The 25301-nt window shown below is 70.0% G+C and carries 16 protein-coding genes and 1 tRNA gene; 4 read left to right on the plus strand and 13 right to left on the minus strand.

All coding sequences use genetic code 11. From position 1 onward, the window contains the following. Positions 1–124: 124 nt before the first annotated feature. The 3 genes from LLS1_RS14900 to LLS1_RS14910 all read left to right on the plus strand — a co-directional run bounded on the left by LLS1_RS14900 (position 125) and on the right by LLS1_RS14910 (position 7565). On the plus strand, positions 125–5122 hold the full coding sequence (locus tag LLS1_RS14900) for an endo-alpha-N-acetylgalactosaminidase family protein (RefSeq protein WP_226656716.1): 4998 nt from the start codon (positions 125–127) through the stop codon (positions 5120–5122). A gap of 146 nt (positions 5123–5268) precedes the next feature. Beyond that, a complete protein-coding gene (locus LLS1_RS14905; protein WP_223360884.1) occupies positions 5269–6012 on the plus strand; it encodes an ABC transporter ATP-binding protein in 744 nt (247 codons plus the stop codon). After that, the gene (locus LLS1_RS14910; protein WP_226656718.1) at positions 5994–7565 is read left to right on the plus strand and encodes a transporter; all 1572 of its coding nucleotides are present in this window, start codon (positions 5994–5996) and stop codon (positions 7563–7565) included. The genes LLS1_RS14905 and LLS1_RS14910 overlap by 19 nt, the downstream gene beginning before the upstream one ends. An 80-nt stretch (positions 7566–7645) precedes the next feature. Here the strand turns inward: LLS1_RS14910 and LLS1_RS14915 are convergent, their stop codons facing one another. The 10 genes from LLS1_RS14915 to LLS1_RS14960 form a co-directional block, all read right to left on the minus strand. Then, complete coding sequence (locus tag LLS1_RS14915) at positions 7646–8104, minus strand: MSMEG_6728 family protein (protein ID WP_226656720.1); 459 nt, start codon at positions 8102–8104, stop codon at positions 7646–7648. A 52-nt stretch (positions 8105–8156) separates the two neighbouring features. Continuing rightward, entirely contained in the window at positions 8157–9101 is a 945-nt protein-coding gene (locus LLS1_RS14920) for a carbohydrate ABC transporter permease (RefSeq protein WP_226656722.1), read from the minus strand. Further along, entirely contained in the window at positions 9098–10039 is a 942-nt protein-coding gene (locus LLS1_RS14925) for a carbohydrate ABC transporter permease (RefSeq protein ID WP_226656724.1), read from the minus strand. The genes LLS1_RS14920 and LLS1_RS14925 overlap by 4 nt, the downstream gene beginning before the upstream one ends. Before the next feature lie 56 nt (positions 10040–10095). Further along, complete coding sequence (locus tag LLS1_RS14930) at positions 10096–11445, minus strand: ABC transporter substrate-binding protein (RefSeq protein ID WP_226656725.1); 1350 nt, start codon at positions 11443–11445, stop codon at positions 10096–10098. Positions 11446–11470: 25 nt separating this feature from the next. Further along, the gene (locus tag LLS1_RS14935; protein WP_226656727.1) at positions 11471–13564 is read right to left on the minus strand and encodes a beta-galactosidase; all 2094 of its coding nucleotides are present in this window, start codon (positions 13562–13564) and stop codon (positions 11471–11473) included. Positions 13565–13706: 142 nt separating this feature from the next. After that, positions 13707–14699 (minus strand): LacI family DNA-binding transcriptional regulator, encoded by a 993-nt coding sequence (locus LLS1_RS14940; RefSeq protein WP_226656729.1) that lies wholly within the window; start codon positions 14697–14699, stop codon positions 13707–13709. 100 nt (positions 14700–14799) lie between these two features. Beyond that, positions 14800–16038 carry a cellulase-like family protein gene (locus LLS1_RS14945; RefSeq protein ID WP_226656730.1) on the minus strand — a complete coding sequence of 413 codons (1239 nt, stop codon included), beginning with the start codon at positions 16036–16038 and terminating at the stop codon, positions 14800–14802. A 5-nt stretch (positions 16039–16043) separates the two neighbouring features. Beyond that, entirely contained in the window at positions 16044–16952 is a 909-nt protein-coding gene (locus LLS1_RS14950; RefSeq protein ID WP_226656732.1) for a carbohydrate ABC transporter permease, read from the minus strand. After that, positions 16946–17863: a carbohydrate ABC transporter permease gene (locus LLS1_RS14955; RefSeq protein ID WP_226656734.1), complete on the minus strand. Its 918-nt coding sequence runs from the start codon at positions 17861–17863 to the stop codon at positions 16946–16948. The genes LLS1_RS14950 and LLS1_RS14955 overlap by 7 nt, the downstream gene beginning before the upstream one ends. A 62-nt stretch (positions 17864–17925) precedes the next feature. Beyond that, positions 17926–19251 carry an ABC transporter substrate-binding protein gene (locus tag LLS1_RS14960; protein WP_226656736.1) on the minus strand — a complete coding sequence of 442 codons (1326 nt, stop codon included), beginning with the start codon at positions 19249–19251 and terminating at the stop codon, positions 17926–17928. A gap of 165 nt (positions 19252–19416) precedes the next feature. Here LLS1_RS14960 and LLS1_RS14965 point away from each other — a divergent pair, with 165 nt between their 5' ends. Next, positions 19417–20280 carry an AraC family transcriptional regulator gene (locus tag LLS1_RS14965; RefSeq protein WP_223359028.1) on the plus strand — a complete coding sequence of 288 codons (864 nt, stop codon included), beginning with the start codon at positions 19417–19419 and terminating at the stop codon, positions 20278–20280. Positions 20281–20293: 13 nt separating this feature from the next. Here the strand turns inward: LLS1_RS14965 and LLS1_RS14970 are convergent, their stop codons facing one another. The 3 genes from LLS1_RS14970 to LLS1_RS14980 all read right to left on the minus strand — a co-directional run bounded on the left by LLS1_RS14970 (position 20294) and on the right by LLS1_RS14980 (position 25270). Further along, positions 20294–23590 carry a DUF5107 domain-containing protein gene (locus LLS1_RS14970; RefSeq protein ID WP_226656737.1) on the minus strand — a complete coding sequence of 1099 codons (3297 nt, stop codon included), beginning with the start codon at positions 23588–23590 and terminating at the stop codon, positions 20294–20296. 129 nt (positions 23591–23719) lie between these two features. Then, a tRNA-Ser gene (locus LLS1_RS14975) sits at positions 23720–23807 on the minus strand. Between the two features lie 167 nt (positions 23808–23974). Then, complete coding sequence (locus tag LLS1_RS14980) at positions 23975–25270, minus strand: LCP family protein (RefSeq protein WP_223359026.1); 1296 nt, start codon at positions 25268–25270, stop codon at positions 23975–23977. Between the last annotated feature and the right edge of the window lie 31 nt (positions 25271–25301).

The raw sequence follows: 25301 nt of genomic DNA on the forward strand, positions 1-25301 counted from the left end.
GCCGGCGCACACGGGCACCCACTGACTGCTAGCGATATCAGGGGTTCCCCGGATCGCTTTAATCCCCTAGTGTTATCGATGCCATACAGGCGGACCTTCCCAACGATGCAGCTAGGTGGACCTTGTGAGCCCTCATCCTCCGCGCGGCCTCCGCGCCCTTCCCGCCGTTCTCCCCGCGACCCTCGCGGCCATCGGGCTGGTCGCCGCCGGCGCCCTGGCGCCGATCGCCACGGCTCCGGCAGCAGCAGCGGACGCTCCGCAGACGGCCGGCACGGCCATCGCGCAGACCCAGTACGCGCTCGTCGGCGTGGACTCCGAGTCTGCGCCCTACCCGGCGCCTCCCGCACTCGACGGAACGGCCCTGGCGGCTTTCGACGGCGACCCGAGCACGCAATGGGCGAGCGCCTACAACGGCGGGTCGCCGGATCCGCTCCCGCACTGGATCACCCTCGACGTCGGCGGATCCTTCCCGCTGACGGGCATCCAGTACCAGGTCAAGAACCAGTCCAACGGCCCGGTGGCCGACGTGTCCGTCTACGTGACCGACAGTGCGGCCGTGGCGAAGGACCCGGAGGCGGACTGGGGCGCGCCCGCCGCCACCGGGCGGTTCCGCCAGCCGACGTCGGCGACGGATGTGCAGAACCTCGTGTTCTCGCAGGCGGTCACCGGACGCTACCTCAAGTTCGTCGCCACGAGCACCATCAACGGCAGCCCCAACGTGTCGGTCGGGGAGCTGCGCGTCTTCGCCACCGGCGACACCACACCGCCACCGGTCACGCCCGATCCACCGGCCGACGCCGCGACCCCGGTCGCGATCGGCAACGGCGCCGGGCTGACGGTTCAGGTCGCCGAGGAGTTCCCGCAGGTGATCTCCTACGACCTCGACGGACGGACCCTCGGCGGTCAGGCGCAGAAGCTCGACGGCTTCAGCGTGAACGGCACCGTGCACACCGCCACCACGACCATGAGCGCCACCTCCGACACGGCGACCTACGTCTCGACCTTCGCGGACCTCCCGGAGCTCACCATCACGACGACGATCACGGCGACGGCGAAGGGGACCGTGGAGTTCGCGGTGACGAAGCTGGAGGGCGCGGCCGCGATGTCCGTCGACCAGCTCGCCATCCCCGACCTCTCCCTGGTGTCGGTCGACTCGTCCGACCCGGCGGCGGCTCTCGCCCGCACCCTGATCTCCACGGACTCCACCACCACCGCCGACCGCTTCCTCGCCGTCACGGGCGCCACCCCGGTCGACGCGCGGAGCGTCGGAACTCCCTACGGCTTCGTCAGCGGCTCGCAGCTCGCGGGCGGCATCCTGACCAACGCGACGGAGGACGCCGCGCAGGACTCCGATACGAACTGGAACACCCGACTGCAGTCGCAGATCGTCGACGCGGGCAACGGGGCGCGGCGAGCGCAGCTCTCGGTCGGCAATTGGACGTACGCGCCTGCGGGCGCGACCGATCCCCGCGTGGCCGTCTACGCGCTGCCCCGCGCGACGGTCGTGCTGGCCGCCGACGCGAACGGCGACGGTCGCGTCGACTGGCAGGATGCCGCGATCGCCTACCGTGACGCCGAGACCCGGCCGCTGGGCGCCGACCGCGTGCCCGAGCGCGTCGTGCAGCACATCCCGTTCAACTTCGCGAGCCAGGCCACCAACCCGTTCCTGAAGACGCTCGACAACGTCAAGCGCATCTCCATGACCACCGACGATCTCGGTCAGTGGGTCCTCGACAAGGGGTACGCCAACGAAGGCCACGACTCCGGGCATCCCGACTACGGCGGCGACTACAACACGCGTGCGGGCGGCCTGGACGACTTCAACACGCTGGTGGACGAGGGCAAGGCGTACAACGCCGACGTCGCCGTGCACGTCAACGCGACCGAGGCGTACCCGCAGGCGAAGACCTTCACGGACCGGATGGTGCAGGGTCAGGTGAACGGCTGGGACTGGCTCAACCAGAGCTATCACATCGACCAGCGCTACGACCTCGGCTCCGGGGCGATCGTCGACCGCTTCGCCCAGCTCAAGCAGGAGGTGCCGAACCTCGCCGGCGTGTACATCGACGCGTACTACTCGAGCGGATGGCTGGCTGACGGCCTCGCGGCGCAGTTGCGCGACCTCGACCTGCAGGTCGCCACCGAGTGGGCCTACAAGTTCGAGGGCACCTCGATCTGGTCGCACTGGGCCAACGACAAGAACTACGGCGGCGCCACGAACAAGGGCATCAACTCCAACATCGTCCGTTTCATCGCCAACACGGACCGCGACGTGTGGAACGTCGATCCGCTCCTCGGAGGCGCGGACGTGAAGGAGTTCGAGGGCTGGACCGGCCAGAACGACTGGAACACGTTCTACCGCAACATCTGGAGCGCCAACCTGCCGACCAAGTTCCTGCAGCACTTCCCGGTGCAGGCGTGGGACTTCGGCCGGAGCGCCACGCTCGCGGACGGCGTCACCGTCTCGATGGTGGACGGCGAGCGGCAGATCGCGATGGGCGGCGCCACCGTCGCGACGGGAGGCACCTACCTGCTGCCGTGGGGGGAGCCGGATGCCGACGGCGTCTCCTCGCCCGCCCACGCCGACAAGATGTACTACTTCAACCCGAACGGAGGCGCGGCGACGTTCACGCTCACCCCGCAGTTCGCCGGGACGACCGACTTCACGCTCTACGCGCTGACCGATCAGGGCCGGGTGAAGGTCTCCGATGTGCGGGCGGACGGCGGCACGGTCACGCTGACCGGGGCGAAGGGCACGCCCTACGTGCTCGCTCCGGCCGGCGGCGCCGCTCCCCACGCCGCGGCGGACTACGGCGCGGGCAGCGGACTGGTCGACCCCGGCTTCAACGCGGGCGACCTGAGCGCGTGGCACCCGACGGGTGGAGCAGCGCTCGCGACCTCCGCGAACGGCGACAACGTCGCGACGCTCGGCTCCGACCGGTCGTCGCTCTCGCAGACGGTCACCCGCCTCCAGGCGGGCGAGCGCTACACGTTCAGCGCGAACGTCGAGATCGCGGAGGGCGAGCGGCGGGCGACGACCGTCTCGGTGGACGCCGGAACCGTCTCGGCCAACACGTTCGACTCCACCCCGGCCGCCAACTCGATGGCCTCCGACGCGAAGCAGGGCACGTACTCGCAGCGCGCCTCCGTCTCGTTCACCGCGCCCGCGAGCGGCACGGTGACGGTGGCGCTGGGCGCCGTGCCGGGCGACGCCGTCGTCACGCTCGACGACGCCCGCCTCATGCGCGACACCTCCACACCGTCGCCGGCATCCGGAGCCGTGATCGCGGCGGACGACTTCGAGGGCAACCAGCCCGGCTGGGGGCCGTTCGTCAAGGGCGACGCGGGAGGGACGACCGACCCGCGCACATCGATCAGCGAGCGGCACGCGCCGTACAGCCAGAAGGAGTGGAAGAACACGCACTCGCCGTACGACGCGGGAGCGCTGAACGGCCTGGCCGTCGACGACGTGCTCACCGGTGAGCACTCCCTCAAGGCGCACGAGGAGAACACGGGTCTCGTGTACCGCACCGTGCCCGCCACGGTCCCGTTCGTCGCCGGCCACAAGTACCGGGTGTCGTTCGACTACCAGACGAACCTCGAGGGCCAGTGGGCCTGGGTGACCGGCGCGGACACGCTGGCGGCCGGTTCCGTCTCGTCCGCCGACGTGAACCGCGACGCACTCGCTCCCGCGCTCGACACGGCGCACTACGCGAAGGAGGTCGTCGCGGGCTGCGGCGACACCTGGGTCGGCCTCCGCAAGCTCTCGGGGGCGAACGGCGCGGACTTCGTGCTGGACGACTTCCGGGTCGAGGATCTCGGCGAGGAGGCGGGAGGCGCGTCCTGCGGCTCGGTGACCGCCCCGGCGAGCACCGACCTCAGCCCCGGCGTTGCCGGCACGTTCGTGACGACGTTCACCAACAACGAGCTCACCGCGGCGACCAACGTCGGCGTCCGGCTCACGGACCTCCCGGACGGGTGGACGGCCGAGGTGGCGACGAAGAACGGCAACCTGTTCGACCGCGTCGCCCCGGGAGCGAGCGTCTCGACGACCTGGCTCGTCACTCCGCCGGCATCGGCGGGAGGCACGACGGCGATGCTCGGGATCGAGACGACCTACGTGAACGACTGCGTGACCAAATCGGTCTCCGCGCAGGCGAAGACCGTGGTCTCCGAGCGGCCCATGCTGTCGCCCGGCTCGATGACGGCGACCGCCGACTCCGAGAACCTGTCGTCCGGAGCGGGAGAGGGCCCGGTCGGGAACGTGCTCGACGGCGACCCGGACACGATCTGGCACACCGACTACACGAACAGCGCGGCGCCCTACCCGCACTGGGTCACGCTGGCGCTCGCGGGCCCGTCGACGGTGGACGGCTTCGGTTACCTCGGCCGGTCGTCCGGCGGGCAGAACGGACGTGTGAAGGGCTACGAGGTCGCGGTGTCGGACGACGGCTCGACGTGGACGACCGTCGCCTCGGGCGCGCTGGTCGACTCCCCGTCGATGCAGGTGATCCCGTTCGCCCCGACCACGGCGTCGTTCGTGCGGTTCACGGCGCTGAGCGCGCTGAACGGGCAGGCCTTCGCCGCCGCGGCGGAGATGCGGGTCTACGGCGCCGCAGCGGACGCGCCGACCGGGTATGCGCCCGGTGCGCGCCCGGACGACGAGCCCTGCGCCTCCGGCACCCCCGCGATCGCCGCCCCCGCGGCGGTCACGGCCGGGCATGATCTGACGGTGGGTCTGAGCGGGTTCTCCGCCGGGGTCCGGGCGACGGTCGTGCTGCACTCCGACCCGCTGACGCTCGGCCAGGCGACGACCGATGCGGACGGCGCGGCGAGCGTCACCGCGACCGTGCCCGCGGACTTCGCGACCGGGCCGCACACCATCCAGGTCGTCGTCGACGGCGCGGTGGTCGCGGAACGCGCGATCGTGGTGACCGCGGCGGAGATCCCCGGAGCCGGCGGCGGGAGCGGCGGCGGCGCGGTCGTCCCGCCCGGGCTCGACCGCCCGCTCGCCTCGACGGGCTCCGGCGCGCTCGGGGCCGCCCTGCTCGCCCTGCTCGCCGCGGGAGGCATCGCGGCAGGCGCCGCTCTCCGCCTTCGCGCCCGTCGCCGCCGCCCCTGAACCCCGGAACACTTGGACCGAATGTCGAGAAAGCGCACCGGCTTTCGCGACATTCGGTCCAAATCGGCGGCGTCTCGATTGCGCGGGTAGGCTGGGCCAGACCAACGACACGGGGAGGGTTCGTGCCCGAGGACAACGGAATCGCGATGTCGCTGCGCGGGCTGCGCAAGCACTTCGGCCAGAAAGTCGCCGTCGACGGCATCGACCTCGACGTGCCCACCGGCAGCTTCTACGGCCTGGTCGGCCCGAACGGCGCGGGCAAGACCACCACGCTCAGCATGGCGACCGGCCTGCTGCGCCCCGACGCCGGCCAGGTGCTCATCCACGGCGTCGACATGTGGGCCGACCCGCTCGCCGCGAAGGCGCTCGTCGGCGTGCTCTCGGACGGCGTGCGACTCTTCGACCGACTGACCGGCGAGCAGCTCGTCGAGTACGCCGGGCTGCTCGGCGGGATGGACCGCCCTACGGCCGCCCAGCGCACGGCCGACCTGCTCCGCCTGCTCGACCTGGAGTCCGCGGGCGGCACCCTGGTCGTGGACTACTCGGCCGGCATGACCAAGAAGATCGCGCTCGCCGCCGCGATGGTGCACGCGCCGAAAGTGCTCGTGCTCGACGAGCCGTTCGAATCGGTCGACCCGGTGTCGGCCGCGAACATCCGCGACATCCTCGGCGGGTACGTGCGCGGGGGCGGCACGGTGATCGTGTCGTCGCACGTGATGGATCTGGTCGAGCGGATGTGCGACCACGTCGCCGTCATCACCGCCGGGCGCGTCGTCGCCGCCGGGACGGTGGAGGAGGTCCGCGCGGGCTCGACGCTCGAGGACCGTTTCGTCGAGCTGGTCGGCGGCCGCCGCGTCGGGGAGGGGCCGGAGTGGTTGCAGCACTCGTAAGGCTCCGCCTCCTCTATCTGAGGAACTCCTTCCGCCGCAGCACCGGGCAGCTCGTCGCCGTCATCCTCGGCGCCGTCTACGGCGTCTTCGCGCTCGTGGTGGTGCTCGGCGCCCTCATCGGGCTCTCCTTCGCGCCGCGGGAGGTCGCGACCACCGCTCTCGTGCTCGCCGGCTCGGCCGCCGTGCTCGGCTGGGCCGTCCTCCCGCTGCTCATGTCGGGGGTCGAGCAGACGCTCGACCCGGCGCGCCTCGCGGTCTACCCCATCCCGTTGCGGACGATGATGATCGGGATGCTGCTGAGCGGCGCCGTGGGCGTCGCCGGTGCGGCGACGACTCTCGCCGCCCTCGGCACGGCGCTCCCCTGGTGGCGCGCGCCGGGCATCGCGCTCGCCGCCTTCGTGACCGGCGTGCTCGGGGCCGCCACCTGCATCGTCGTCTCCCGAGCGACGACCTCCGTCGCCAGCGGTCTCGCCTCCGGGCGCCGCTTCCGCGAGGCGAGCGGCCTGCTCGTGCTCATCCCGCTCATCCTGGCCGGACCGATCATCATCGGCGTGACACGCGGGCTTCGATCGTCGGCGGATGCGCTGCCCGCCGTCGCGGACGGCCTGTCGTGGTCGCCGCTCGGCGCCGTGTGGGCCGTGCCGGGCGCGCTCGCAGCGGGCGACGCGCTCGGTGCGCTCGCGCGCCTCCTGATCGCGCTCGCGACGTTCGCCGTGCTCTGGCTGGTCTGGCGCTGGGGTCTCGGCCGCTCGCTGGTGACCCCGACCCGCGCCTCCTCCCGGGTTCGCGCGCCGGGCAAGCCGGGCCTGTTCGGCATCCTGCCCGCGACACCCGCCGGCGCGATCGCGGCACGATGCCTGACCTACTGGTTCCGGGATCCGCGCTATCTGCGCCAGCTGATCGTGATCCCGCTGATCCCGGCGTTGATGTGGTTCTACGCCAGCCTCAACCACTCGAACAGCTTCCTGATCGCGTCCGGCCCGATCATCGCCTTCGCGCTCGGCGTGGGGATGCTCGCGGACGTGTCGTACGACTCCACCGCCTTCGCCCTGCACCTCTCCAAGGCGGTGCCGGGGCGCGCCGACCGCTGGGGACGGGCCGGGGCGATGCTCGCCTTCGGCGTCCCTGCGGTCGCGATCGTCACGATCGGCACGGCCGCCGCGGAGGGCGAGCTGGCGATCGCCCCGGCCCTGCTCGGCCTCTCGCTCGGCATCCTCCTGACCGGAGTCGGCATCTGCTCGGTGACGTCGGCTCGCCTGGTGTTCCCGGTCCCCAACCCGGGCGACAACCCGTTCAAGTCTCGGCCCGGCGCCGGCTTCGCCCTCATGGGTCCCACCTTCGCGTCCTGGGGCGTGCTCGCGGTGCTCTGCCTGCCGGAGATCGCCCTGCTGATCGTCGCCGTCATCACTCGCGATGCGCTGTGGGCCTGGGCCGGCCTCGTCGTCGGCGTCGCACTGGGCGGCGTGCTGCTCACCGTCGGCGCGCGCGTCGGCGGACGCGTGCTGGACGCGCGCGGCCCGGAGCTGCTGCTGCAGCTGCGGAAGGACGCGTAGGGCCGACCCGGCCCTGGCCGACACAGGGGTCGCGAAACGCCGCTTCGAGCGCCTCAGAGCGGCGATTCGCGACCCCGCTGTCACAGCGGCGAGCCGTCCGCCTCTCGTGTCGCACCGGGCCACAGGTACGGCAGGTCATCCGGCACGTCCGGGAACAGCGGCCGGTAGAACTCCGGATCCTTCCGCACCAGGTTCGACCGATGGCTGCGGTGGAACGCGTCGTCGCCGATCCACGGCGGCAGCTCGAGGGCATCCTGCGGGAGCTCCGCGACCTCCGGCGCGAACGCGAGCACCTGCGGCCGCACGGTGTCCGCGTGACCCTGCTCGATCCACGCGTCTGCCGACTCCAGCGCGTACTTCGTCAACGCGGGCAGGTACCCGCGCCACATCGTCGCCACCGGATGGTTGCGCCATCCGTACCCGGGCACGGTGATCGCCCGCAGCACCTGCAGCGCCTCCACGCGCTGCTTCCCCATCCTGGCGCGGTCCAGGAGGCGGACGCTGTCGGCGAAGGACGGGTACGGGAGGAATGTCTGCACGGCGGTCAGAGTACGCGCGGGCGACCACGTCGCGGCACCGTCGACGCCGGACTCAGCCTTTGACGCTCCCCGAGCTCAGGCCGGTCTGCCAGAACCGCTGCAAGAAGAGGAACGCGACGATCAGCGGGGTGATCGACAGGAGCGAGCCGGTGATCACCGTCGTGAACAGCACCTGACCTCCGCCGCCCGCAGTGGCCGACGCCTGCCAGGAGGCGAGGCCCACCGTGACGGGGAAGAGCTCGGGGCTGTTCAGCATGATCAGCGGCAGGAAGTAGTTGTTCCACGTCGAGACGAGGGTGAAGAGCAGAACCGTGACGATGCCCGGCGCGAGGAGGCGGGACGCGATCGAGAAGAAGATGCGGAACTCCCCGGCACCGTCGATGCGCGCGGCCTCCAGCAGGCTGTCGTCGACGGCATCCGCCGCGTAGACGCGCATCAGGTAGACGCCGAACGGGCTGACGAGCGAGGGCAGCACGATCGCCCAGGGCGTGTCCGTCAGGTTCCACGCGCTGAAGAGCAGGAAGGTGGGGATCGCCAAGGCGGTCAACGGCACCATCACGGCGCCGAGGATCACGCTGAAGACGGCCGTGGCGCCGCGGAAGCGGTACTTTGCGAGGGCATAGCCGCACGCGGTCGCGAGCGCCGCAGCACCCACCGCGGACCCCACCGAGTACAGCACCGTGTTGATCAACCACTGCGAGAACGCCCCGCCCTGCTGTGTGAACACCTGCCCGATGTTCGAGAAGAGATCGAAGCTGCTCCCGAAGGCGAGGCCGAACGTCGAGAACAGATCGCTGTTCGACTTCGTCGACGCGATGAAGAGCCAGACGAGCGGGATCAGGAAGTAGGCGAGCGATACCCACACGATGACCGTGAGGACGGTGCTGCGCCGCTTGTCGCGCTCGACGACGCGCCGCCTGCGCGCCGACGCCGCGACGATCGGGCGGTGGGAGCGGCGGCCCGACGCCGGGGCGACCCGTTCAGTCGTCGCGCTCATGACAGCTTCTCCTTGCGGTTGGCGACGAGCTGGACCACATACGACACGACCATGACGATGAGACCGAGCACGAAGGCGATGGCTGCTGCGTAGTTGACGTCCTGGTTCTTGAACGCCACGTTGTACGCGTACAGGTTGGGGGTGAAGTCCGTCCCGATGGAGTTCGGGGCGATGCTGTAGAGGAGGTTCGGCTCGTTGAAGAGCTGGAAGGACCCGATGATCGAGAAGATGACCGTCAGGAGGATCGCGTTGCGGATCGCGGGGATCTTGATGCTCCATGCGATGCGCCACTGGCTGGCGCCGTCGACCTCCGCCGCGTCGTACAGCTCGGTCGGCACCGACCGGAGCGCGGCGTACATGACGATCATGTTGTAGCCGATGAACTCCCAGCAGACGATGTTCATCGTGGCGCCGAGGATGTTCGTGGACGACAGGAGGTTCGGCGGCGGGAGCAGCAGCGCCTTGGCGATCTGAGTGATCAACCCGAAGTCCGGCCCGTACAGGTACCCCCACATGAGAGTGGCGACGACTCCGGGCACCGCGTACGGCACGAAGATCGCGAGCCGGGCGAACTTCGAGCCGCGCAGGCGGCCGCTGTCGAGGGCGAGCGCGAAGGCCAGCGCGAGACCGAGCATGATCGGCACCTGGATCACGAGGAAGAGGGCGACGCGCCCCAGCCCGGCCCAGAAGCTCGGGTCGGTGAAGACGCGACCATAGTTCGCCAGCCCCGCGAAGGACTGCCCGTCGACCAGGGACGACTGGAAGCTGCTCTCGTAGAGCGAGTACAGCAGGGGAACGATGAACATCGCTGCGAAGATGAGGAGGAAGGGCGTGGTCAGCGTCCACGCGGCGACGGTCTGCGAGCGCGTCAGCGCGCGAGGATCTCGCCGGCGGGCCTCCGCCTCGGGGCGTCTGGGTCGGTTGAGGGCGACACTCATGGTGGTTCTCCGTATTCCGCCGGGGGCCGGCCGCGCGGCCGGCCCCCGGCTCGAGTTCACTTGACGGTGAAGCCCTGCTGCTTCGCGTAGGCGGTCACATCGTCGTCCCACTTCTTGAGCGCGGACACCATGTCACCGTGGTTGGTGATCGCGTCGCCCACGGTGCTCGTGTAACTGGAGTACACGTAGTCCATGAACGGCAGCCATTCGAAGTCGGTCGCGACGGTGTCGGAGACGCCGGCGAAGAGCTTGTTGACCTGCTGACCGCCGTAGAAGTCCGACTTCGTGTCGACGAAGTCCGACGAGGCGAGCGTCGAGGTCGTCACCGGGAACAGGAACTGCTTGTTGGCGAACATCAGCGTCGACTCCTGGTCGGTGTTGATGAACTTGGCCAGCTCGTAGGCGGCGATCTTCTTGGTGGAGGTGGCGAGCACCGCGCTGGTGGAGCCGCCCCAGTTGCCCGAGACGTTCTCGCCGGCCGACCACTGCGGGATGTCCGCCGCGCGCCATTTGCCGGAGGTGTCCTTGGCCGTCCCCTGCAGGAACACCGGCCCCCAGGCTGCGGTCTGCCACGAGGCGTACTTGCCCTGGGCGAGTCCCTGGTACCAGTTGTCGGCGAAGTCGGGGTCGGTCGCGACGAGGTCCTTCTGCACGAGGTCCTGCCAGAACGACACGACCTTCTGTGTCTGAGCGCTGTCGATGTCGATGCTGACCGTCTTCTTGCCGTCGTAGCCGAACGGCTTGGCGCCCGCCTGCCAGAACAGGCCGACCATCTGGCCGGGGTCGTTGCCCGGCAGATCGGCGATGTAGGAGCCGGTCGCCGACTTGATCTTGGCGGCGGCGTCGGCGAACTCGGCCCAGGTCTTCGGCGACTCCGTCACACCGGCGGCGCGGTAGATGTCGTCCCGGTAGAGGTTGCCGAGCGGGCCGGAGTCCTGCGGCACCGCCCAGACGCCCTGCCCGTCGTCGACCTGCTTCCAGACCCAGGGCACGAACTGCTTCTGCAGATCCTTGCCGCCGTAGGGGGTGAGGTCCGCCAGGGACTTCGTCTGCCGGAAGGAGGAGATGTACTGGTACTCGATCTGGGCGACGTCCGGCGCCCCCTTGCCGGCCTTCAGTGCGCTGCGCAGCTTCGGGTACTGCTGCGTTCCGCCCGTGGTGTTGACGAGCTTGACGGTGATCTTCGGGTACTTCTTCTCGAAGAGGTCGATCTCGTCCTGCAGGTTGGGCAGCCACGACCACATGGTGATGGTGGTCGGGGTGTCGAGGGCCTTGTCGATCTCGGACTGGCTGACCTTCTCCTGCGACGACTCCGTCGAGGAGGAGGAGCTGCACCCGGTGAGTGCGATGGCGCTGATCACTGCGATCGAGCCCAGCGCGAGTGCTGTGCGTCTTGCGATTCTCATCAGTGTTCTTTCTCTCGGTGGTGGCTCACGCGTCGGAGCCGCTGACCTCGAAGACCACGACGGATCGTGGCGCGAGGAGATAGGGGGTGCCGGCGGCGAGGCGCTCGCCGGTCTCGATCACGAGCGCGTCGCGCGGGGGGACGATCTCGTGCGAAGCCGCGGACCAGTTGTGTGCGAACACGACCCGTCGGTCGGCGCTCCGGCCGCTGGCGACGGTGACGGGGAGGGACGCCTTCCAGTCGTTCGCCGTGGTGCGCGGGACGAGCCAGCGGGAGAGGGAGCGGGAGAGCTCGCGGTTGGGGACCGTCGCGACGTAGGTGATACGGCCGGCTCCGGCGGCGGCGGTGCTGACCGCCACCCGGGCGCCCAGCTCGTTGTCCCGGTAGGTCACGATCGGCTCCGCTCCGTCGAGCTGCAGGATGTCGGTCCAGGCCGTGCCGGCGGCACCGGCTTCGAGCGGGATCGTCCCCTCCACGGCGAGAGGAGACGCCAGATTGGAGTATTCGTCGTACCAGACGCCCGCCGCCTCGGCCAGGCGCTCCGGAGCGACGCCGCGCCGCGCCCGTGCCAGATCGTCCCCATAGCCCGTGCGGATGCCCAGAACCAGGTGCCCGCCCGCTTCGGCGTAGGCACGCAGGGCGTCGAGTGTCGCGTCGGGCGTGACGTACTCCGCCGCGGCGACGAGCACGGGGAACCGCTGTGCGAGCGTCGCCGGATCCTCTGCCAGGAACTGACGGGTGTGCTGCACGCGCACCTGTGCGCCGGCCTCGTTCAGCCCGCGGTAGAACGCGTCGACGATCCGCAGATAGCTGTTGGTGTCGGGCGTGCCGTCGGCGTTCGCGAGTGGCGGGTAGAACTCCCACGACCACTTGGTGTCGGTCGAGTAGAGCATCAGCACATCGGCGTCGGGACGGTAGTCGTCGAGTGCAGGTCCCAGTGCGCCCAGAGTCGAGCCGAGCTCGGCGACCTCGCGGTAGATGCGGCCGGGTCGCTGGCTGTGCGGCAGCACCCCGCCCCAGTAGGTCTCGACGCCGAAGTGGAGGGTGTGCCAGTGCCAGTACTCCACCATCCGGGCGCCGCGGGCGACGAGGGCGAGTGCCGCCTGCTTGATCTGGCCCGGGAACGGAGGCTGGTTCTGCCACGGTCCGCCGATCGACTGCGCGTTCGTCTCGGTGACGAGGAATCGCTCCTGCGCGGAGGAGAATGCGCGGTCGCCCCACTGGTACAGCGCCCACGGCCCGGTGTGCCACCACTCCGCCTGCCGTGGAAGGTCGACGTCGGCGGAGAGCCCGTCCTGCATCAGGTAGTAGGGGTTGCCCGCGGTGATGTCAAGCGATTCGACGAGCTGATCGTCGGAGATCTGGGGGCGTGAGTAGGAGATGCAGGTCGTGACGAACTGGTCGTCGCGGGCGTACTCGCGCACGATCTCGGCCTGCCAGCGGATCAGCTCGGTGGCCTGCTCGCCCTGGAACCGCCGCCACTCCACCTGGTACTGCGGCATCAGATTGCCTTCGGGTGTCCAGAGCTCCGACCATTCGGCGATGCGGTGGGACCAGTAGACCAGACCCCACTCCTCGTTGAGCCGCTCGACGGTTCCGTAGCGGGCCCGGAGCCACTCGACGAACGCCGCGAAGGTCGTGCGGTTGTGCGGGAGGTTGTTGCCCGGTTCGTTGTCGACCTGATAGCCGATCACGGCCGGGTGGTCGGCGTAGCGCTGCACGACCGCGCGGACGATCCGCTCGGCGTACCAGCGGTACACCGGCTGCGACTGGTCCATCTCCTGCCGCGCGCCCCAGCCGATGGTGCGCCCGTCCGCGTTGATCGCGGCGATCTCGGGGTGCAGCGTCTGCAGCCACGGCGGGATGGCGTAGGTCGGCGTGCCGAGGACGACCGCGATCCCGCGCGCGTGCGCACCGTCGAGCACCGGCTGCAGCCAGTCGAGGTCGAACTCGCCGTTGCGGGGCTCCCACGTCGACCAGACCGACTCGCCGACGCGGATCACCGTGAAGCCGGCATCGACCATCAGGTCGAGATCGCGCTCGAGGCTGCCCGGCTGCTGGTACTCGGCGTAGTAGGCGGCCCCGAAGAGCACTCCGGGGAATGTGGGGTTCTGCGTCATCGTCGACCTTCGCTCGAGTCCTGCGTCGTTGCGGATGTTGTCGACAACATGTTGTCGACAACATTGGGCTGTGGATGAGAGTACCTGGCACCAGGCTCGCGCGCAAGACATCGCTGGCGTGAGCGACGCCGCGCGGGGGATCTCAGTCGGCGATGGCGCGCGTGGACTGCCGGACGATCAGGCGAGGAGCGTCATACTCCGGCACGTCGGAGCCGGTCCGATCCTCGATGCGCGCGATGAGACGGGCCATGCGGTGCGCGCCTTCGCCCTCGAAGTCGAGGCGCACCGTCGTCAGAGCGGGCACGAGGAACCGGGACTCCGGGGAGTCGTCCATCCCGACCACGCTCACGTCGCCCGGCACATCGATGCCCCGCTCATGGAGGCCCGCGATGAGCCCCACCGCCATGCTGTCGTTCGAGACGGCGATCGCGGTGATCCCCTGTTCACCGACCGGGCACTCCTGCGCAGCGGCCCAGCCGGACTCGGCCGACCAATCCCCCTCGCCCATCCACCGGACATCGAGACCGGCGGCCGCCGCCTCCGCCAGGAATCCGTCACGGCGCGCGGCACTCGCGATCCACACCGCCGGCCCGGACAGGAACCCGACCCGCCGGTGCCCGAGCTCGGCGAGATGCGCGGCGGCGAGATGGCCGGGAAGGCCGACGTTCACGCTGCCCGGTCCCGACTCCTGCCCATCCAGCGCGATGGGGACGCTCAGGGCCCGGGCCTCGATGGCCTCCCGCACCACGTGCGTCTGAGCGGTGCCGAACACGCCGGCGATCTGATGCTCGAGCACGAGATCGAGCGCCTCGTCGACCGAGGCCGCGTCCCCGCCGTCCATCGAGGCGATGTCGAGCACATAGCCGCGCTCGCGGGCCGCCGACGTCGCGCCGGCGATGAGGCGTCCGGGCCCGGACAGATCCATCCGGTGCGCGAGGAGGCCGATCCGGTTCGTCTGCTGGGAACGGAGGAACCGGGCGGCACTGTTGGGCCGGTAGTCCAGCTCGGCCAATGCCTTCCGCACCCGTTCGCGCGTGGCCGGCCGGATCCCCTCGAATCCGTTGAGATAGCGCGTGACCGTCTGGTGCGAGACGCCTGCCGCCTTCGCCACGTCGTAGATCGTCGCCCGCTTCACGCCGAAAGCCTCTCACATCCGGACCCCGCTCGGGCCGCGCCCTCACGCTTCGGGCGAGCGCGATCGACACGCCCGCGCCGCCCGACCACGGCGGGCTCTCTCAGCCCCTCAGCTCCCGGTTCGCCTGCCGCTGCCACTCGACGTCCGCCCAGAACGGGTGGTGCGGAGCCGCGTTGGAGCAGAGCACCGCGCCCCATGCGCCGGCCTCCACAGCGGCGCGGAGTCCGACTTCGGCGAGATCCTTGCCGACGGGGCCCTCCTCGAATCCGGCTCGGAGCGGGGTGTAGCCGACCCAGCCTTCCCCGATGACGAGCGGGACGTCGCGCCGACGGCACCACGCCGCGACGGCGGTGACGCGGGACCGGATCTCGCGTCGCATCTCCTCGCGGTGCGCGCCGTAGTTGTCGTAGAGCCAGAGATCCCATCGGGTGGCGTCGATGTTGTCGTAGCCGTAGAGCATCTGGTCGGTGATCACCGTGGCCTCCAGCCGCCACGCCTCCGGCCGGCCGTAGTCCTCCCACCGCGGAGCATCCGCGCGGAGGAGCCGCCGCAGGGCGGGGTTGGGGAATCCTTCCGAGCCGGTCTCCCGGAGGTCGATCTCGCGCTGGAGAGCGTCGAGCACACCGTACGCGTAGACATGGAACTGTCCCACCTGCAGGCTCTCCGGCACGGCCGCCATGTCCAGGTGCGGGGGCATGCCGTAGCTGACCGTCACCAGGTGGCCGGGGGCCGCGGTCCGGAAGACGGCGATGGCGTCGTCGATCGCCGCACTGTCCGCCGGGACGCGCGAGAAGTCGACTTCGTTGTGGAGCTCGACGAAAGCGATGCGCTCACCGTGGCCGCGTTCCTCGAGGAATCGCACCAGCGCGGCGGACGCGCGCGCGAGCGCGTCCAGCCTGCGCTGGACCGGGATCGCGTCGATCGCCCGCCACCACGCGTCCGTCGCGGCGAATGACGGCGACTGCTGGTACTCCCAGGTCGAGAGGATGACCACGCAGCCGTGCCTCGCCGCCGCCTCGAACAGCTCGACCAGTCGATCCAGCAGCGGGACGGCGTACCCGCCCGGCACGTCGTACCAGCGGGTCCCCTCGCCATAGATCCCCCCGGCGGGCGTCGCGCCGAGACCGGAGATGCCGAGGTCTGCGGGAAGATCGGCCGGCCCGAACAGGTAGAGGGGCGCCGCACAGATCCGGACCGCGTTGTAGCCGCGTTCGACCGCCTCCGCGAAGGCGGTGTCGAGATCGGCATAGGGTTCGCCGCTGCCGGCCCTGGTGTACCAGGAGAAGTCCCAGAGCGTGATCGCGAGCCGGGCGGGCAGGTGGGCGGGGAGCTTCCCCATCGTCGTCATCCTTTCGTCGCGCCCGCCGTGAGACCGGCCCGCCAGAACCGCTGCAGGGAGACCATGACCGCGACCAGGATCACCGCGGAGAACGCCGATCCGGTGACCACGAGCTGGTAGAAGGCGGGATCCCGCTGCGTCTGCGAATTCCACAGCGTGAGCCCGAGAGTGACCGGGAAGGTGTTCGTGTCGCTCAGCATCACCAGAGGCAGGAGGTAGTTGTTCCAGATGCCGACGAACTGGAACAGGAAGATCGTGACGAGCGCCGGCCCCATCATCCTGGTCGCGATGGTCGCGAAGATGCGCAGATCTCCGGCCCCGTCCAACCGGGCGGCCTCGATGATCTCATCCGGTACGGACGCGGTGGCGTAGATGCGCGCCAGATACACGCCGAACGGGCTCACCATGCCGGGCAGCAGCACGCTCCAGTAGGTCCCGGTCAAGCCCACCGAGTTGAGGAGGAAGTACAGCGGCAGCGCGATGACCGTCGCCGGCACGAGCACGCCGCCGAGAACGAGGGCGAACAGGAACTCCTTGCCACGGAAGCTGTATTTCGCGATGGCGTACCCCGCACCCGCCGACATGACCATCGCGACGAAGGCGCCGACCCCCGCATACAGGATGCTGTTGAGCAGCCAGATGCCGTACGAGCCCGCGTCCTGGGTGAACAGCCGCTGGATGTTCTCGAGCAGCTGCGGGTGCGACGAGAACCACAGCCCGGGCGTCCCGAACAGGTCGCCGCCGCTCTTGGTCGAGGAGATCAGGACCCAGACGACAGGGATCAGGAAGTAGATCGCCGCGATCACGAGAACGGCCGTGACGGGGATCTTCGACCAGGCGAACGGCGTCCGTCGCGGTTCGAGCGAGCCCGCTCTCCCGGTCTCGTGCCGACTCGGGGCGGTGAGGGTCACCATGCGCGGTTGCCTTTCCGGTTGACCGCTCGCAGGAAGCCGAACGAGAAGACGAAGGCGATGAGTGCCACGATGACGGCCATCGCTGCGGCGAGGTTCGGGTTGGCCTGCGAGAAGGACTGGTTGTACGCCGCGAGGTTCGGCGTGAAGTCGGAGTTGATGGCCGCCGTGAGCGGTTTCAGCACCAGAGGTTCGACGAACAGCTGGAGTGTGCCGATGATCGTGAAGACCGTGATCAGGATGATGGTGGGGCGCAGGAGCGGGAGCTTGATGTGCCGGATGATCGCCCACTCGCCCGCCCCGTCGAGGCGGGCCGCCTCGTAGAGGTCGCCGGAGACCGACTGCAGGGAGGCGATCACGATCAGCATGTTGTAGCCGGCGAAGTTCCACAGAGCGATGTTGGCGATCGCGAACAGGATGTTCCCGCTCGACAGCGGCGCCACCTCTATCCCGATGCTCCCGAGGCCCTGGAGGATCGGGCTCGTCGCCGGGATGTAGAGGAAGCCCCAGAGCAGCGAGGCGATCACCCCGGGCACGCCGTAGGGCATGAAGTAGAAGACGCGGAAGGCGCGAGGGAAGAGCGCGCGGCCGGAGTCCAGCAGGAGCGCGAGCGCGAGCGAGCACACGAGCATCAGCGGCACCTCGATCGCGGCGAAGAGGAGTACGCGGCCGATGCTCGACACGAAACTCGGCGTCGAGAGCGCCTGGACGTAGTTCTGGAGGAAGACGAAGACCTCCTGAGGCGGCCCGTAGCCGAGACCGCTCGTCTTCGTGACGAACATGCTCTGGATCACCGCGAAGACGATCGGCGCCACGAAGAAGAGCACGAAGAACGCGACGAACGGGCCGACCAGGACCAGCAGGACCGGGGTGTTCCGGCTGCGGCGCTTCGCGCGGGGCGTGCTGACTGACATAGTGCGTACTTTCCCATCGAGAGGGGAGCGGTGGACGACGGCCCGCCGCTCCCCTCGCCCGGTCACGGGGAGACCGAGATCCCCTTGTCCTTCATGGCGGCGACCATGTCCTTCTGCGTCTGGGCGTACGCATCGGCGATGGGCGTCTTGTTCTGGACAGCTGCCTTCATGTTGTCGGTCAGCTTGGTGTAGAGCGTGTCGACCAGCGGCGGCCACTTCCACGAGGTGTCGACGCCCTTGTCCGCGGTGGCGAAGGTCTCCCAGATGTTCTGTCCGCCGAAGAAGGCGAAGGTCTTCGGGTCGTCCTGGAGAGAAGCGACGGCGGACTTGTCCGCGAGCGCGGGCCATCCGGCGCCGATGCTGTTGAGCGTGCTGACGCTCGACGGGTCGCTGTTCAGCCAGAGCGCGAACTCGGCCGCCTCCTTGGGATGCTTCGAGCCCTTCAGCACCGCGTTGGCCGATCCGCCGCCCCAGCTGGCGGAGACGTGGTCGCCCGCCGTCCACTGCGGCATCTCGGCCACGGCCCACTTACCGGACGTGTCGGGAGCGTTTCCCTCGATGATCGCGCCGGCCCACGAGCCGCTCATCCAGCTGTAGATGTTGCCCTGCTGGAGATCCGCGTACCACTCGTTCGAGAGGTCCGGCTCGATCTTGACCAGCCCCTCGTCGATGAGCTTCTGCCAGAAGCCGGCGACCTTCTGCGTCGCCTCGTCGTCGATGTTCACCTTCCAGCTGTCGCCGGAGGTCGAGAACCACTGGGCTCCGCCCTGCTGCGCGAGGCCGATCAGCCACGGCGCCTGGTTGGAGGCGAACGCCGCGATGTAGTGGTTCGGGTCGGCGGCGTGGATGGCCTTCGCGGCCTGGTAGTACTCGTCCCAGGTCGCCGGAGCCTTCAGCCCGGCGGCGTCGAACAGGTCCTTGCGGTAGAACTGTCCCATCGGACCGGACGCCTGGGGCACGGCGTAGACCTTGCCGTCGAACACGCCGGTGTCCCACTGCCACTCGGTGAACGTGTCCTTGCTGCTTCCGACGTACTGCGTGATGTCCTCGAGCGCGTCGTTCAGCCGGAACGTCGCCAGCTCGTCGTAGCCGACCTGGGCGACGTCGGCCGGATTGCCCGCCTTCACGGCCGACAGCATCTTCGCGTAGCCGCCGTCGGGGCCGGCGGTGATCGTCTCCAGCTTGACCTTGATGTCCTTGTGGGCGGAGTTGAACGCGTCGACGGCGGTGCTGATGTTGGGCACCCACGACTGGAAGGTGATGGTGACCGGTCCGTCGGACGAACCGGAGGTGCTCGACGAGCAGGCCGCCAACGGCACCGCGGCGGCGGCGACCGCGACCACGGCGAGCGCTCGCCCCCATCGCGACCGGGCTGTGGACCAGGACATGTGATGCTCCTTTGCATTGGATCGGGTCTTCCCAGCTCACGCCGGGTCTGATAGAAGCTAACCCGCCACGGGGCGGTGGCGACATGCAGCGCTCGAGCGTTCACATGGACGATTCGACTCAGCGACGGGAGTACAGCACTGGCCGGTTCGTGCGATCATATCCGGATGAAGCGCATCGAGGGTTTCGCCAACCAGCGCATGCACGTCGTCCCGCGGCCCCAGGTTCGGGAGGCGCTCGGCCGCCCGGTCACGCGACGGCTGCTCGTGACGGACGCGGGGATGTTCCCCGAGGCCAGGAACCACGAACGCGTGCGTCCGGAGGGCACCCCCGAGACCATCGTCCTGATCTGCACCGCGGGCTCCGGCTGGGTGGAGACGGCTGCCTCCCGCGCGGGTGTCGGCGCCGGCACCGCTGTCATCATCCCGGGCGGCACCCCGCACCGGTACGCCTCCTCGGAGCGCTCGCCCTGGACCATCTGGTGGTGTCACGTGGCGGGCACGGACGTCCCCGAGCTCGTGGCGGAGACCGGGGCGACGGCCGATCGGCCGACCATCGCGCTGAAGGAGTCCGAGAAGCCCGTCGCCCTCATCGACGAGATCATCACGGCGATGGAGCGCGACATCTCCCCCATCCGCCTCCTCGGCGCGGCCGGAAACGCGTGGAAGCTGCTCACCCAGATCGCGGTCGATCGCACGCTTCCCGAACGAGGCGATCCGCTCGAGCGCGCCATGACGTACATCCAGGAACGGCTCGACGGTGCGATCAAGGTGCCGGACCTCGCCGCGATGCTCGGGATCTCGGCCTCGCACTTGAGCGCACTGTTCCGCTCGGCCACGGGCGGGGGCGTGCTCGCGTACCACACGGGGCTCAGGATGGCGCGCGCCCGCACCCTCCTGGACGCCACCGCGCTCCCGGTGTCGACGATCGCGACCTCGCTCGGGTTCCACGACCCCCTCTACTTCTCGCGGCAGTTCCGCAAGGTGCACGGACTGAGCCCGTCGCAGTACCGCGAACAGCACAAGGGCTGAACCGCTCGAGGGGTCAGCCGATCCGCTCGCTCATCCCGGTCCGCGACGAGAGCTGTCGTCCGCGCTCCGCCGCCGCGCGGAGCTCGTCGACCTCGCGCCGGCGCCCGACCACGTCGTCGACGGAGAACAGCAGGGTCTCCGGAAGGGAGGTCGCGAAGTAGTCGGGGGCGAGCGGGGCGACCGCGCGGTCGTCGGCCGCGGCGTCGAGCGCAGCCCAGACGGCCTCCGCCTTCTGCGGCTCGCCCAGCCGGCAGTGCGCGACGCCGATCCAGTAGTCGTCGAGGCGTGCCGCCCGCGGCGCCACGGCGAGCGCCCCGCCCGCAGTCCGGGCGCGCTCCCAGCGCGCCCGGGCGGTGTCGGGATCGCCGGCAGCGAAGTGCGCATCGCCCGCCGCCACCAGGAGCTGCGCCATCGGATCGGCGGGGTGACGGCCCTCGCCCAGGTTCTCGGGCGTCTGAACGGTCCGGTCGAGCAGTACCCCCGCCGCGCGCGGGTCGACGTCTCGGAGCGTCGCCGCCGTCGCGAGGGTCGCGCGGTCGTAGGCGGCGATCACGCGCCCTTCTCCGCCTTCGAACGGCTGGAAGCGACGCTCGTCGAGGATGCGCTGCGCCTCCCCCGTCCGCCCGACGTCGAGCAGCAGATTCACGTACGAGATCGTCAGGTCGTCGCGCTCGAAGACAGCCGACCCGGACGATTCGATGGCGGCGATCCGCGCCTCGGCATCGACGCCGCGGAGCCGGGAGAGCTGGTCGCGCTCGTACACGAGACGCGCGAGCGGACCGGCGAGGGCGATCGATTTCCGCAGGAAGTCGTCGGCGCGGTCGAGGTCTGCGGTCGTGTTGACGATCGCGACCGCCGTGTTGCGCGCGGCCACCGGGTCGATGGACCCTTCGGCCATCGCGCGTTCCAGCACCTGCCGCGCATCGTCGGTACGACGTGCGCCGAGGAGCCAGCTACCGAGCAGGCCGAGGGCGACGGGGTCGGGCCGGCCGACGGTGTCGCCAGCGGCGATCGCTGCCGACAACGCGTCGAAGTCGTCCAGACCCGCCGGGAAGGCGAGAGCCGGATCCTGCTCGCGGGCGGCCCGCCGGCGCGCGGCCGCCTCCTCGTCGCGACCCTCCCGGTCGAGGACCAGGGCGCTCAGGTAGTGAGCCTGGGGCCCCACGTTGCCGAACACCGTCGGGCCGGCGGCGGCGGCGCGCTCCGCCCACTCGAGTGCGCCGGAGGACTCGCCGATCCGGGAGAACTCCTGGGCGACCAGAAGGTGCGTGCGGGGGTCGACGGCGTCCAGCTCGCCGGCCAGCGCCAGCAGGAACGGATCGAGAGGGTCGGCGGCTCGGGCGCCGGCGAGCCGCTCGTCCGCCGCCTCCACCGCGCCCAGCCGCCGCAGCGCGACGACCTGATAGGCCGTGGCGGTGGTGTTCCGCGGCCCCTCGCGGTGGGCGTCCCGTGCCGCCTCCAGGGCGTCGGCAGTGGCTCCGCTCCGGAGGAGGACACGCGCGAGTCCGAGGCGGCCGGAGACCGCGTACGCACTGTCCCAGGCGGCCTTCGCGAAAGCGCGGGCCGCCCCGTCGAGGTCGTCGAGCCGTTCGAGGACCAGGCCGCGCCGATACGCGAGCTCCCCGCTGCGGGGGTTCAGGTTGCGGCGGGTGATGCGCGCCGAGGCGGCCTCCACGTGGCGGAGGGCCGTGTCGTATTCGGCGCGTGCGAACGTCAGCGCTGCGAGGGCGAGGTGCACCCGGGAATCCTGCGGATCCAGTTCGAGCGCCCGCAGGAGGTACGGCTCCGCCGCCCGGGTCGGGTGCCGGTACTGCGTCAGGTGCTCCGCCGTCAGCAGGAGCTCATCGACGCTCTCGATCGCCGCGGCCTCCGGAGGCGCCGTCGCGAGCCAGGGTTCCGTGGCATCCGCCTCGCCATGCCGGCTCCAGCCGACGACGGCCCGGTCCCCTTCCGTGACCGCGATGACGAGGTCGTCCCGGGTGGCGTTCGCCGTCACGGCGACCTCGAGCAGCGCCGGATGCCCCGGTTCGATGTCGATGCGCTGCCGGGAGACGGTCGTTCCCGCGAACCCGACGGTCACCTCCGCGTTCAGCGGCCGCGACGCGGCGACTCCGATCCGTGCGAGCCCTGCGTCGACGTCGATGCTGAGTGCGGAGTCCCGGGACGCCTGGTGCGCGACGCCGATGTCCTGGATCGGGTACCAGAACTGGCTGAACTCGCGCGTCTCACCGGGCGCGAGATAGCTGAAGTCGGGCTGGTTGTCGGTGAACACGCCCGCCATGAGTTCGACATAGGGGCCGTCCTCGTCGGTGAGCTGCCGGTCCCAGGCGTGCCCGATCGGCCCGTTGCCCCACGTCCACTGCTTCTTGCCGGGAGCGATGTCCCGGTCGGCCCAGTGGATGAAGCCTGCTCCCACGCGGTGGTCGTACCCGCCGAAGAACTCGTCCTCCGTGTCGGTGACCATGTAGGAGGTCGGCACCGGGATGTCGACGGAGAGGTCGATCCGGTCGGCGCCCGGCCGTTCGGCCGCGAGCGCGGGATAGTCGACGCCGTAGTAGGGACGATCCGCTTCGGGGAACGCCGTCACGGCCCGCCGGGCGTGGTCCGCGACGAAGCGCACATCCGTCGGGAAGAAGGACTGGTAGTCCTCGTGCACCGCGGCGGCGACGTTCGCCCACCAGAGGAAGGTCTGCGGTTCGTCCGTCCGGTTGAAGAGGCGCGCCGTCACCTCGATCGTCGACGCGTCCGGCCGGAGGCGGACGCCGTGCGTCCCGCGCATGCGCTGCAGGGGGTCGATGTCGGAGTGCCAGACGGTCGCGCTCCCGTCATCCGACCGCTCGATCATCGCCTCGACGGGCAGGTAGGTCGCCGGCCGGTGGTGCTGAGGCCAGTTGAACTCCACCCCACCCGAGATCCACGGGCCGCCCAGCCCGACGAGTGCGGGTTTGATGACGTTGTTGCGGTAGAAGAAGTCGTAGTCCCGCGTCTTGTCGTAGCCGATGTGGATGCGTCCGCCGATCTCCGGGAGCAGCATCAACCGCACCCACCGGTTCTCGAGGTGGATCGCCCGCCAGGACCGCACGACGGGGGTGTGCGAGATCCGGTCGACGAAGGGAAGCGGGTACACCCGCCCGTCCGAGCCCTGGTACACGCGCCTGTCGAAGAACATCGGGAACCGATCCGGCTCTCCCGGTTCGTACGTCAGGATCTCGACATGCTGCTCCCAGCACGCCACACCCCCGTCGTCGAGGATGCGGCGCTGCTCGGCGGGGGCTTCGGGGAGGATGAGGCGGGAGGATGGCGTGTTCATGATCAACAGCACCGTATCCGCGCTGCCGACCGGCGATTCATAGCAGAATGCGGCCATCACATGGATGTTTCTACGGCGACCGCGGGCACGTGGTCCCGCACGCGGTCGGTACCGCTCGCCGGACGGCTCTGGCGGAGGGCGTGGGATTCGAACCCACGAGACATTTCTGCCCACCAGTTTTCAAGACTGGCTCCATCGGCCGCTCGGACAGCCCTCCTCGCCGGACGCTGTCCGGCCCGCCTGAGTCTACCCAAACGCTCCCCTCGCGTTCACGAGTGCCGCGTTTCGGGACAACTGCGGTGCGGCGCCGCGGCGCGGACGTCCCGAGACGCCGCGGTCGCCGACGGCCCGGCGCCCCGCGCGAGGCGCGTGGCGCGGGCCGGGTCAGTCCTGGAACGGCTTGGAGCAGGTGTACTGGGCGGCGGTCTGGCCGTGCACGTCAGAGGGGAGGCTGACGGAGCTGTCCGCGGAACCGCCGCTGCCACCGGAGGCGTCGGTCGAGCCGTCGGCCGGAGGCTGGGTCGCCGTGTCCGCCGGCGCCTGCGTCGCCGGAGCCTGGTCCGCCGGAGCGTTCGGGTCCGCCTGCGAGCCGATGCCCGTGTCGCCGGTGAGGTTGATGGCCTGATCGTTCTTGAGCGCCGTCATGAGGGTGTCCGCGGCGTCGACGGTGGGCGCGACGCCCCCGTCGACGTAGTGGTTCGGGTACTGGACGAAGACGACCTTGCTGACGTCGATGTCCTTCAGCGCGACGGCCATGGAGGCGATGGTGGTCACGTTCTGGAGGCTCTCGGAGAGCTGGATGTTGTTGACCGCGGCCTTCGCGAGGCCGTAGACCTTCAGCGGGTTGGTCAGGGTGTCGGCGCTCTTGATCGTGCGGACGAGCGAAGACAGGAACACCTGCTGGTTGCTGATGCGGCCGAGGTCGGAGCCGTCACCGACTCCGTGACGGGTGCGGAGGAAGGCGAGCGCCTGCGAGCCCTCGAGGGTGTTGTCGCCGGCCTTGACGTCGAGTCCGGTGTAGGGATCGGTGATGTCGCCGGCGACACAGACGGGCACGCCCCCGATGGCGTTCGACATCTCGATGACGCCGTCGAACTCGATGACGCCGGCGTAGGGGATGTCGAGGCCGGTGAGCTTCTCGACGGTGAGGACGGTGCAGGCGAGTCCGCCGTAGGAGAGCGAGCTGTTGATCTTCTGACGGCTCATCGCGTCGAAGCTGCCGCCATTGGGGTCGGGGCACGAGGGGATGGCGACGAACATGTCGCGCGGGAAGCTGATGACCGTGGCGTTCTTGTGGTCCGCGGAGACGTGGAGCACCATCGTCACGTCGTTGAGGACCTCACCGCGTTCGCCGTAGGCCGCGTTGCCGCCGCCGCTGTCGGAACCCGCGAGGAGCACGTTGAACGCGCCGTCCATGGCGCCGACCTTGGGGACGACGGCCTTGCCCTTGGCGTCGACGAGAGTGACGGCCTTCTTGGAGGCCACCGTTCCGGTGACGTCGAGGACGGCGTAGGCGGCGACGCCCGCCGTCGAGACGCCGAGCACGGCGATCACCGAGACGAAGACCATGAGGAGGGTGCGGAGCGGGTGGTGCTGCTGGAGCCGGCCGTGGCGGGCGACGGATGGTCCTGCGGACTTCTCCTGGGCACGCGCCTGGGCGCGGGTGGGCACCTCGTTCATTCACTCCCCTTCACGATCGAACGGCGCGCCG

This window comes from Leifsonia sp. LS1 (assembly GCF_020521355.1).
Classification (GTDB): Bacteria; Actinomycetota; Actinomycetes; order Actinomycetales; family Microbacteriaceae; genus Leifsonia.